The following is a 10,730-nucleotide window of genomic DNA, read 5'->3' as shown; positions in this document are numbered from 1 at the left end:
AAGGGGCGCGATGCTCAGCCAAGCTAACGAACGAAGCGGACAAGGTCAATCCGCTTTTCTGTGGAGCGCATTACACTCGGCCGATGGACGTGGGTGAGATGGAGTCGCGGGGGCTCGACCACCGCCCGCTGCGCAAAGACGCTGAACGCAACCGCACCCGCGTTCTGCAAGCGGCCCGGGAGTTGTTCGCCGCAAAAGGCTTGGATCCCAACCTCAATGACGTCGCCCGGCATGCAGGGGTGGGAGTGGGAACGGTGTACCGGCGGTTCGCCACCAAAGACGAACTGCTTGAGGCGATATTCGTCGACGGTCTAGACCAGATGACCGCCTTGGCCGAGACCGCGCTGCAGCATGACGATCCGTGGGACGGCTTCGTGTGGTTCGTCGAGCAGCTGTGCGCCATGACCGCTACCGACCGGGGCTTGCGCGAAATCGCGTTCAGCAAAGCCTATGGCGGTGAGCGCGTGGTGGCGGCACAGGAACGTCTTCACCCGGTCGCCGTGCAGGTCGTCGAGCGAGCGCAGAACGACGGCCGCCTACGGTCGGACATCTCCCATACCGACCTGCCTCTGCTCAGCCTGCTCGCCGGTATGGTCAGCGAGTTCGCCGGACACGTGAACACCGACCTGTGGCGTCGCTACGTCGGAATTCTGTTGGACGGTATGCGTTCCCACGCCGACAACGAACCGTTGCCCGTGCGCGCGCTGGACGATCAGGGCCTCGAGGCGGCGATGCGGACGTGGGAGCCGACTGGCGGCCGCTGAAGCGCGGGTCAGTAGGGGATGACCCCCGCAAAACACCGAGCGGCCCACTCGCAGAAGTACAGACCGTGCAGGACCGCTGCACCCGCGACCGCTCCGAACGGCGCGGAGATCACCGCGATCGCAAGCGCGGACACCGGTGGCCGATCCGGCACCATCGCAAGGAGCAGGCCCGCCACCGTCGACGTGACCCCGAAGACCAGCGCGACGAAGACCGGCGCCGTCTTGTCCATCGAGTGGTACCACCAGTGGTACAGACCCCATCCCGCCACCGCGGCGATCAGCCAGACCCCCGCGACGACGAGCACGAACATCCAGCGTTTGAGGTACTGGTAGTTGCCGGGAACCACCACGGGCTGCGCCGGGACAGGTACTGGCTCGGACGGGTGTTCGGCGACGGCCGTCGTCCCGACCACTGCCTGGAACTCACCCGTGGTGAACGTCGGGGTGTAGGGCTCCGTCGGATCGCCGGGCAGCGTCTCGGTGGTCTCAGGCACCGTGCACCGCCTGGATCGCCACCAGCACGCCGAACCAGCCGGGCGCAACGCCGAGCAGGAAGGCACCGGCAGTCGTCACCCACCGCCGACCCGACACCAGGATCGCCAGCATGCCGAGCGCGGCAGGTACGCCGACGACGAGCGCGACGACGACGTCGGGACGGATGGGGGCGTCAACCACCAGCGTGGCGGCGACCCCCAGGATCAGCCCCACTGCCGTACCGACCAGCAACGCGCTGGTCAGTACCCATGCACGGGGAAGCGGTATCACGCCTGAAAGGCTACGCGGACAGCGCCTTCGGCCCGCTCACCCGCCCGGCGCGTCAGGTATCGGACAGGCATCGATTGGATTACCGACGATGTGCGATACAGACGGCGGCGGTCGAATACCCCGCGCAAATTCCGCCCCGGTCGCAGGCGGCGTGGCGGCCAGTGCCTGCATCTCTTCCTCCGTGAACGCCCGCCCTCGGCTCAGGAATCGCACCCCTTCGGGCGCTTCGACGCTGAAGCCCCCGCCGCGGCCTTCGACGACGTCGATCACGAGTTGGGTGTGCTTCCACGCCTCGAACTGCGAACCGGAGATCCACACCGGCACCCCGCCGCCGACGTCGAGGATTGCCAGAAGCACGTCGCGGTCGCCCACGATGAATTCTCCCTCGGGGTAGCACATCGGCGAGGACCCGTCGCAGCAGCCGCCGGACTGGTGAAACATCAGCGCGCCGTGCTTGTCCTGCAACTTGGCCAACAACTCGGCCGCGGCCGTGGTGATCAATGCCCGATGCGGCGGCGAGTGCGCCGAGTGCGGTGGCGCCGAGTGCGCCGAACGTGGGTTACCCGCACGTGAAAGTTCAGTTTGGTGTGCGGGTAACCCACGTTCGCGCCGAGGCATGATCAGAAGAAACCCTGCGCCTTGTCGCTGTAGGACACCAGCAGGTTCTTCGTCTGCTGGTAGTGGTCGAGCATCATCCTGTGGTTCTCGCGGCCGATACCGGACTGCTTGTAACCGCCGAACGCCGCATGCGCCGGATACGCGTGGTAGCAGTTCGTCCACACTCGGCCCGCCTTGATGTCGCGACCGGCACGGTAGGCGGTGTTGCCGTCGCGACTCCACACGCCGGCGCCCAACCCGTACAGGGTGTCGTTGGCGATGGAGATCGCGTCGTCGTAATCGGTGAACGAGGTGACCGCGACGACGGGCCCGAAGATCTCCTCCTGGAAGATCCGCATCTTGTTGTTGCCCTCGAAGATCGTCGGCTGGACGTAGTAGCCGCCGGACAGGTCGCCGCCGAGTTCGGCGCGCTCGCCGCCGGTGACGACGCGGGCACCTTCGTCTTTACCGATCGCGATGTAGGACAACACCTTTTCGAGCTGGTCGTTGGAGGCCTGCGATCCGATCATGGTCTCGGTGTCCAGCGGATCGCCCTGCCGCACGGCCTTGGTGCGGATCGCGGCCAGTTCCAGGAACTCGTCGTAGATGTCGGCCTGGATCAGGCTGCGCGACGGACATGTGCACACCTCGCCCTGGTTGAGGGCGAACATCGTGAACCCTTCGAGCGCCTTGTCCTGGTAGTCGTCAGCGGCGGCCATCACGTCGGAGAAGAAGATGTTGGGGCTCTTGCCGCCGAGCTCGAGCGTGACGGGGATGAGGTTCTGCGAGGCGTACTGCATGATCAGCCGGCCGGTGGTGGTCTCGCCGGTGAACGCGATCTTGGCGATGCGGTTGCTCGACGCCAGCGGCTTGCCGGCCTCGAACCCGAAGCCGTTGACGACGTTGAGCACACCTGCGGGCAGTAGGTCGCCGATCAGGCTCATCAGATACAGGATCGACGCCGGCGTCTGCTCGGCCGGTTTGAGCACGACGGCGTTACCGGCGGCCAACGCGGGGGCCAGCTTCCACGTCGCCATCAGGATCGGGAAGTTCCACGGGATGATCTGCCCGACCACGCCGAGCGGTTCGTGGAAGTGATAGGCGACGGTGTCGTCGTCGATCTGGGACAGCGAACCCTCCTGCGCCCGGATCGCTCCCGCGAAGTAGCGGAAGTGGTCGACGGCCAGTGGCAGGTCGGCGTTCAGTGTCTCGCGGATGGGTTTGCCGTTGTCCCATGATTCCGCGAGCGCCAGGGATTCGAGATTGGCCTCGATGCGGTCGGCGATCTTGTTGAGGATGACGGCGCGCTCCCCCGCGGCTGTCTTGCCCCATGCGGTGGCCGCGCCGTGTGCGGCGTCCAGCGCCGCCTCGATATCGGTCTCGTTGGAGCGCGCGACCTCGCAGAACGGCTGGCCCGTCACCGGCGTCGGGTTCTCGAAGTACTCACCGGAGGCCGGCGCCACCCACTCTCCCCCGATGAAATTGCCGTAGCGCGACTCGAACGACATCAGGGCATCGGCGGCACCCGGGCGGGCGTAAACGGTCATCGTGTCCTCCTCGTTGAGACATCTGGCGAGACCTGTGACAGCCGGGCGCCGTCGGTGACGGGCGGCGGACCGTCGGTCTCTCGCATCATGGCCGATTGTGCTCGCGATCACATCGGTGCGCCAGCGTGCCCCCTACCGTGCCTCGCGGCCTCCACAATGGTCGCGTGGATCCGTCATCGACGGTCGGGCACCGCGCGTCCGGTTCGCGGCCCTCGACAGGCTACGGATTCGTGTTGCTGGCGGTGACGTTGGCGATCAGCGATTTCACGATCGCCGACGCCGTCATCCCCTCGCTGGTACGGGATCTCGGTTTGTCCGTGGCCGATCTCGGCCTGGCGTTCACGGCATACTTCGCCGCCGCGGCGGCGTTCATGGTCCTGTTCGGCAGGCTCGGTGACGTCCTCGGACGACGCCTCGTGCTCCTCGTCTCCACCGCTCTGTTCATCGCGGGAAGCGTGCTCAGCGGCATCGCATGGGATCTACCGTCCTTCTTCGGCGGCCGGGTGCTGTCCGGGTTGGCGTTGGCGGCGACCCTGCCGAACGGTCTCGGCGTGCTCAACACCCTGTTTGCGCAACGCGGGCCGCAGCGCGAGCGCGCCTTCGGCTTGTGGGCGGCGGCGATCGGGCTGGCGGCGGTGATCGGACCTCTTGTCGGCGGCGCGGCCGCAGCCACCGCGATCAGTTGGCGCTGGGCCTTTTTCGGATCGGCGCTACTCGGCGCGCTGGCCGCCGCCGGTATCGCCGCCACCCTGGCCGAGAACCCCCGCAAGCGCCTTGCCGACATCGACGTCTCGGGTGCGCTCCTGCTGGCGGCAAGCGCGGGCAGCCTGGCATTGGCCGTGGACCTCGGAGGCGGCTACGACGACCAAGTGCAGACGGCTATCGGGCTTTTCGGTGTCACGATCGCTGCCGCAGCGGTCTTCGCCGCAGTGCAACGCAGACGCATTCGCCGGCGACAGCAAACCATCGCCCCGCCACAGTTGTTCCGGTACAAGTTTTTTCGGTTGGCCACGTTCAGTTCTGCGTTCATGTCCATCGGCGACACCGGATTCCAACTGGCCCTGCCGCTGGTCCTGGGGTTCGTTCTCGGGGTCGGCCAACTGGGTGTCGGCGTCGTCCTGGCCTGCTACGGCGCAGGGGCGGTACTCAGCGGCCCGGCGGCCGCGGCGCTTGCCAAGCGACTCGATGACCGCACGGTGGCCAGGTACGCCCTTGCTGCGCTGCCACTTCTGCTGATCGGGCTGATCGGGCTGCTCTCTGAAGAGACACCGCTGGTCGCCGTCGGAGCGGTGCTGGTCGCCTATGGAGTGGCTTGGGGTGTCGCCTACGCACGCCTGGTGAACATGTCGTACTACGAAGTGCCCGAACAGGACTCAGCGGTTGCGGGCGGCGTTCAGAGTGCGCTGCGGCTAATGGCCGGAGCCCTGGGCGCGGGTGTGTTGACGGCCGTCTTCAGCGGGGTGGCCGGCCGCTCGGCGCTGGACGCGGCCATGCCGTCGCATTCGCGCCTCACACCTTCGTCGGACACTTCTGCGCTCGCGACGGCACTGTCGACAGGAGCCCAGGCGACGATCGCCGTCGCAGCCGCCATCACGGCCGTCGCGCTCATCATCGCCTTTCGGCTGCCCGAACAGCCCACCGTCAGATCGTGAGCGGCCGCTCCAAACGGTCGCGAACCGAGTCGAGGAACGGATGCTCCTCCGAACCAAGGTAATCGGCGGGCGGACGCCAATCGATCCGACCCATCTTGCCCGCGAACAACCCATAGCCGATGAGTTCGCGGAGTCGCGGATCCAGCCGTCGCACCAATTCCCGAGGAATGCTCAGCTGCTGATTGATCTGCTGCCGCAAAAACCCTGCGCAGTAGTTGACGGTGAGAGCGGGCCGCGGGCTGTTCGTCCGGTTGGCGCCGGCCGTATGCCACAGGCTGCCGTTCCACACCAGGGCGTCACCGGCCGCCATCTGCACCGGAGTGCTCGGCGGATATGGCTCCGAAGGCATCGCTGCCAGCCGGTGGGTGCCAGGGACGACGCGCGTCGCGCCGTTCTCATCGGTGAAGTCGCACAGCGCGATCAGCGCGTTGCAGAGCAGCGGTTGGTGTGGCCGCGGAATCGGATACATCTCGTCGTCGCAGTGCAGCCGCTGCTCGACCGCCCCTGGCAGCTGGTTGCTCGTCATGAACCACGACAGCAGGCAGTCCCGCCCGAGGACACCCTCGATGATCGGCAACAACCGCGGGTTGGTGGGCAGCGCTTCGTATCGGGCGCCGTGCAGCAGCAGGTTGTCGATCCGGACCCAGTCATGATCAGCGCCGTTGAGCGGCTTCTGTCCCGGGCGGGGAAAGCCCTTGACGACGGTGTTCGAGTTGGCGATCACCGTCGGTAGTTCACGCTCGAGCCGACGCGTATCGCTCAGATAACCGTCGACCGCGGCATCGTCGAGGACTCCCCTGACGACGGTGTAGCCGAGTTCTTCGATCTCACCGACGTGTCGAGCGGTCGATGAGTCGTCGGCCATCAGGACGGCAGCAGGTCGATTTCCTGCTGAACCTCTTCTTCTCGAACCTCATCGGTGTCGACGATCTGCGGGTCGGCCATGACGACCTCCTTCGGCAAGGCGAAAGGTTGACCAGGTCATGATCACTCACGCTGGGCGCTGATGCGGCGCATTCGGACAGAAAATTGACTCTGCCGCAAGTCGGGATCCAGACGGCCGTCACACCCGGCACGGGAACACCGGCTGAATCGCTCGGACACCGGACCGCGACAATGGGTCGCGTGGATGAGGACCCCTATCTGTGGCTCGAGGACATCACCGGTGACGACGCGCTGAACTGGGTGCGCAAGCACAACGAGCCGACGATCGCGCGCTTCGGCGGTGAGCGCTTCGAGCAGATGCGACGCGAGGCGCTGGAGGTACTCGACACCGACGCGCGCATCCCCTATGTCCGCAGGCGGGGTGACCATCTGTTCAACTTCTGGCGCGACGCGGACCACCCGCGAGGTCTGTGGCGGCGCACGACGCTGGACAGCTACCGCACCGAGCAGCCGGAGTGGGACGTCCTGATCGATGTCGACGCGCTCGCCGACGAAGACGACGAGAACTGGGTGTGGGCCGGCGCCGACGTGCTCGAGCCCGACTTCTCCCTCGCGCTCGTCGAACTGTCCCGCGGTGGCGCCGATGCCACCGTCGTTCGCGAATTCGACATGGACACACGGCAGTTCGTCACAGACGGCTTTGCGCTTCCCGAGGCGAAGTCGAGCGTCACCTGGCAGGACCGCGATACCGTGCTGGTGGGCACCGACTTCGGGCCGGGCTCGTTGACCGACTCCGGCTATCCCCGCATCGTGAAACGCTGGCGGCGCGGACAACCGCTCGCCGATGCTCAGACCCTGTTCGAGGGGGAGGCCGCCGACGTCAGCGTCGGTTGCGGCTACGACGCGACGCCGGGGTTCGAGCGGTTGCTGATCACACGATCGTTCGACTTCTTCAACCGCGAGCGTTACGAGTTGCGCGGCGAAACACTGATGCCCATCGACGTGCCCACCGACGCCGGGATCTCCGTACACCGCGAGTGGCTGTTGGTCCGGCCACGCACAGATTGGACCGTGGGCTCGACGACGTATCGCGCCGGCTCCCTGCTTGCCGCGAAATACCTTGAATACCTCGACGGTGCAAGGGATCTGCAGGTGGTGTTCGAGCCCGACGAGCACTCCAGCCTGGAGGACTACGCGTGGACGCGGGACCGCCTGATCCTCGTCACGCTCGTCGATGTGGTCAGCCACGTCGAGGTCGTGACGCCCGGAGCCTGGCAGCGAGCCGCGATTCCGGGGATACCGCCCAACACCAACACGGTGCTGGTCGACGCCGACGAATACGGCGACGAGATCTTCGTCGACTCCAGCGGTTTCGACACCCCGTCGCGGCTGTTGTGGGGGGTGGCCGGCGGCACCGTCGCGGAGGTCAAACGCGCGCCGTCGTTCTTCGACGCGGCCGACCTGCAGGTGGAGCAGTTCTTCGTCGCCTCCGACGACGGCACCATGATCCCCTATTTCGTTGTGGGCCACCGCTACAACCAAGCACCGGGCCCCACCCTGCTGGGTGGGTACGGCGGCTTCGAGGTGGCCAACACGCCAAGCTACGCCGGCGTGTTGGGCCGGCTGTGGTTGAGCCGTGGTGGCACGTACGTGTTGGCGAACATCCGCGGCGGAGGGGAGTACGGGCCGACGTGGCACACGCAGGCGATGCGTGAGAACCGGCACCTCGTCTACGAGGATTTCGCCGCTGTGGCACGCGATCTGGTCGCGCGCGGTATAACCACCGTCGAGCAACTCGGCGCACAAGGCGGAAGCAATGGCGGCCTGTTGATGGGCGTGATGCTGACGCGGTACCCGGAACTGTTCGGCGCGTTGGTGTGCAGTGTGCCGCTACTCGACATGCGACGGTTCCACCTTCTGCTCGCGGGCGCCTCCTGGATGGCCGAGTACGGAGATCCCGACGATCCCGACGATTGGGAGTTCATCTCGAAATACTCGCCATATCAGAATATTTCGGCGGACCGCCGGTACCCGCCCGTGCTGATCACCACGTCGACTCGGGACGACCGTGTGCACCCCGGACACGCCCGCAAGATGACTGCGGCCCTGGAGGATGCGGGCCATCCGGTCTACTACTACGAGAACATCGAGGGCGGTCACGCGGGCGCGGCCGACAACCCCCAGACCGCGTTCCGTTCGGCGTTGATCTACGAGTTCCTGTGGTCGATGCTCAGCTGAACAGCTGATCGCCGAGGAACCGGTCCGGTCCGGTGACTCCCGGCAGGATGAAGAAGAAACCTCCGCCCACCGGAAGGATGTATTCCTCGAGCGGTTCGCCGGCGAGGCGGCGCTGGACGGTCAAAAAGCCCTTCTCCAGGCTGCGCTGATAGGCGATGAAGGCCAAACCCTGGTCCAGCCGGCCCGCCCCGTCGAAACCGCGGGAGTAGTTGAAGCCTCTTCGCAGGATCAGGTTCTCATCCGTCTCCGGTGTTCGGGGGTTCGCCAGCCGAATGTGGGCCGTGAGCGGAATTCGCTTGCCGTCCGGGTCTTCTGGATAGTCGGGATCGGTGAATTCGCCGCTGAGCCCGAGCGGAGCACCGCTGAGCTTGCTGCGCCCGATCAGCGCCTCCTGCTCGACGAGCTGGGTGCGGTCCCAGAACTCGACGAACATGCGGATGATGCGGATCGCCTGATACGAGCCGCCGACCGCCCACTCCGGTTCACCGTCCTGCGGGCCTACCCAGACGTGACGGTCCATGACGGCACCGTCGTCGACATCGAGGTTGGCCGTCCCATCCTTGAAGCCCAACAGGTTTCGCGGTGTCGCCGCTTCCGACGCCCGCCCGGCGCCGATCCCCCTGGCGTAGCCGTCGACCATCCACCGCATCACCAGATCGCTGCGCGCGCGACGCATCAGCTGGCGCAGCGCGAAGATGACGGTGTCGCTGTGCCCGGCCTCGATGACGATCGACAGATCACCGTGCGACAGTTTGGGATCCAGCCGGTCGTTGGCCAGAAACGGCATCGTGACCAGTTCCCTGGGCTTGCGATCGGCCAGCCCGAACCGGTCGTCGAACAGCGACGCGCCCACCCCGACCACGACCGACAGGTTGTCCGCGGGAGGCTGCTCGCCGAGGATGCCGGAGTCGACGGGCGGGTACTCCGGGTCGCGCACTTCCGGCGGTCTGCCCGCCATCAGCCCGCGGATCTCTTCGGTGAGTTCCTGGAGGGTGCGCTTGAGGCCGTCGCGATCCTTCGACAACACGTTGAACGAGGCGATCAGCCCCTGTTCGGGGATGGGCAGTGCGGTGATGCCGGATTGGTGAGTTCCTTCGAACGGGACGAGCGCCCCCGCGGTCGCAGTCGGCGGAGCGTCGTCCTGCTTCGAGCACCCGGCGAGGGCCGCGCCGGCACCCACCGCGGCACCCGTGCCCAGCGCGCCGGTGATGAAGCCCCGGCGCGAGAGACCCGAGTGGCCTTCCGTCACTTCAGTTTCAGCACTCCCGACACCTGCGACAGGTTCTCCGACAGCCCGGCGAGTTCGGCCTTGAGCTTGTCGATGACGTCCGGTGTCACGGTGACCTCGGGGCAGCGCGGCGACGGGTAGGGGTCGTTCTCGGTGCAGAACAACACCCAGCCGTCACCGCGACGCAGCGGACGCATCGTGTCGAACACCGAATTGAGTCCCGCTTCGATCTTGCCCAGCAGCGCCGGATCGGCTTGTACCAGAGCAGCACTCAACGTGTTGACGGCGTCGCGCGAGCCCTGCAGGTTGGCGTCGAAGTCCCACAGATCGGTCTTGGAGTAGCGGTCCTCCTCGCCGGTGATCTTGCCTTCGGACACCTCTTCGATCAGCTCGGCCGCACCGTTGGACACGTCGATCGGCTTCACCTCGACCGCCGGGAACTGCGCCTTCAGATCGGCGACGTCCTTGTCGAGTTGGTCGGCGAACGGTGCTCCGCCTTCGGTGGTGTTCTTCTCGAACAGCAGGAACTCGAGGCGATGCCACCCGGTGAACTTCGGGTCGTCGACACCCGCGAAGTCGTCCACGCGTGCGTCTATCTTGCCGTCGATCTCCTCGACAAGGCCGGCGATGGGCTCGATGCGTTCCCACGGGAGGCGGGACGGTGCGTACGCGTCCTGGGCGGCCTTGAGGTCTCCGGCGCGCACGGCATCGGTGAAGACCTTGACCACGCGCTGAAGTTCGTCGATGTTGCTCTGGGCGTAGGCCTTGTAGTCGGCCGCGGCTTTGTCGAGGATCGCGGGATCGACCGCGGGAGCGGCGCTGGTGGTCTCGGCCGCGGTTTCAGCGGCAGATGTCGTACCACTGCCGGAAGACGAGCTCTCGTTCGAACATCCGGACATGATCAGGCCGACGATGGCGATGGGGGTTGCCCAGGCAAGATACCGGTTCATTAGCACCTCGAAGTTAGGAGAGGCTGAACATAGCACTTCTAGCTGGTCAGAGGCGAGGCATGCCTAATCTAGGTGCGAGCCTGGCGGGCGGGTCCTTCCAGCTC

Annotated in this window: 10 protein-coding genes; 3 read left to right on the top strand and 7 right to left on the bottom strand. The window is 66.3% G+C overall.

Annotated elements, in window-relative coordinates; translation table 11 throughout:
• Positions 1-83 precede the first annotated feature (83 nt).
• The gene (locus tag AU072_RS26535) at positions 84-764 is read left to right on the top strand and encodes a TetR/AcrR family transcriptional regulator (RefSeq protein ID WP_235629814.1); all 681 of its coding nucleotides are present in this window, start codon (positions 84-86) and stop codon (positions 762-764) included.
• An 8-nt stretch (positions 765-772) separates the two neighbouring features.
• Here AU072_RS26535 and AU072_RS26530 read toward each other — a convergent pair whose 3' ends face one another.
• The 4 genes from AU072_RS26530 to adh all read right to left on the bottom strand — a co-directional run bounded on the left by AU072_RS26530 (position 773) and on the right by adh (position 3,673).
• Positions 773-1,258: a hypothetical protein gene (locus tag AU072_RS26530; protein WP_064416525.1), complete on the bottom strand. Its 486-nt coding sequence runs from the start codon at positions 1,256-1,258 to the stop codon at positions 773-775.
• Positions 1,251-1,529, bottom strand: coding sequence for a putative holin (locus tag AU072_RS26525; RefSeq protein WP_064351265.1), 279 nt, complete (start codon positions 1,527-1,529; stop codon positions 1,251-1,253). Before AU072_RS26525 ends, AU072_RS26530 begins: the two co-directional genes overlap by 8 nt.
• Positions 1,530-1,565: 36 nt before the next feature.
• Positions 1,566-2,030, bottom strand: coding sequence for a DUF779 domain-containing protein (locus AU072_RS26520; protein WP_064416524.1), 465 nt, complete (start codon positions 2,028-2,030; stop codon positions 1,566-1,568).
• 119 nt (positions 2,031-2,149) lie between these two features.
• A complete protein-coding gene (gene adh / locus AU072_RS26515) occupies positions 2,150-3,673 on the bottom strand; it encodes an aldehyde dehydrogenase (protein WP_064416523.1) in 1,524 nt (507 codons plus the stop codon).
• Between the two features lie 164 nt (positions 3,674-3,837).
• Between adh and AU072_RS26510 the strand changes: the two genes are divergently transcribed.
• Positions 3,838-5,325: an MFS transporter gene (locus AU072_RS26510; RefSeq protein WP_064416522.1), complete on the top strand. Its 1,488-nt coding sequence runs from the start codon at positions 3,838-3,840 to the stop codon at positions 5,323-5,325.
• Here AU072_RS26510 and AU072_RS26505 read toward each other — a convergent pair.
• Positions 5,315-6,190: a phytanoyl-CoA dioxygenase family protein gene (locus AU072_RS26505; protein ID WP_064416521.1), complete on the bottom strand. Its 876-nt coding sequence runs from the start codon at positions 6,188-6,190 to the stop codon at positions 5,315-5,317. The two genes, AU072_RS26510 and AU072_RS26505, sit on opposite strands and share 11 nt — an antisense overlap.
• Positions 6,191-6,441: 251 nt before the next feature.
• Here AU072_RS26505 and AU072_RS26500 point away from each other — a divergent pair, with 251 nt between their 5' ends.
• Positions 6,442-8,448 (top strand): prolyl oligopeptidase family serine peptidase, encoded by a 2,007-nt coding sequence (locus AU072_RS26500; RefSeq protein ID WP_064416520.1) that lies wholly within the window; start codon positions 6,442-6,444, stop codon positions 8,446-8,448.
• Here the strand turns inward: AU072_RS26500 and AU072_RS26495 are convergent.
• Positions 8,441-9,697, bottom strand: a complete 1,257-nt coding sequence (locus AU072_RS26495; RefSeq protein WP_064416519.1) for a Dyp-type peroxidase — start codon at positions 9,695-9,697, stop codon at positions 8,441-8,443. The two genes, AU072_RS26500 and AU072_RS26495, sit on opposite strands and share 8 nt — an antisense overlap.
• Entirely contained in the window at positions 9,694-10,626 is a 933-nt protein-coding gene (locus AU072_RS26490; protein WP_064416518.1) for an EfeM/EfeO family lipoprotein, read from the bottom strand. Before AU072_RS26490 ends, AU072_RS26495 begins: the two co-directional genes overlap by 4 nt.
• Positions 10,627-10,730 lie beyond the last annotated feature (104 nt).

The sequence above is a fragment of the Mycolicibacterium novocastrense genome, from assembly GCF_001499835.1.
In the GTDB taxonomy this organism is placed as follows: Bacteria; Actinomycetota; Actinomycetes; order Mycobacteriales; family Mycobacteriaceae; genus Mycobacterium; species Mycobacterium novocastrense.
This window is presented reverse-complemented; position numbering and strand designations above follow the sequence as displayed.

Coding starts and splice junctions, on each gene's coding strand:
- adh (WP_064416523.1), bottom strand. CDS start 3,673: ATGACCGTTTACGCCCGCCCGGGTGCCGCCGATGCCCTGATGTCGTTC.
- AU072_RS26535 (WP_235629814.1), top strand. CDS start 84: ATGGACGTGGGTGAGATGGAGTCGCGGGGGCTCGACCACCGCCCGCTG.
- AU072_RS26500 (WP_064416520.1), top strand. CDS start 6,442: ATGGGTCGCGTGGATGAGGACCCCTATCTGTGGCTCGAGGACATCACC.
- AU072_RS26490 (WP_064416518.1), bottom strand. CDS start 10,626: ATGAACCGGTATCTTGCCTGGGCAACCCCCATCGCCATCGTCGGCCTG.
- AU072_RS26505 (WP_064416521.1), bottom strand. CDS start 6,190: ATGGCCGACGACTCATCGACCGCTCGACACGTCGGTGAGATCGAAGAA.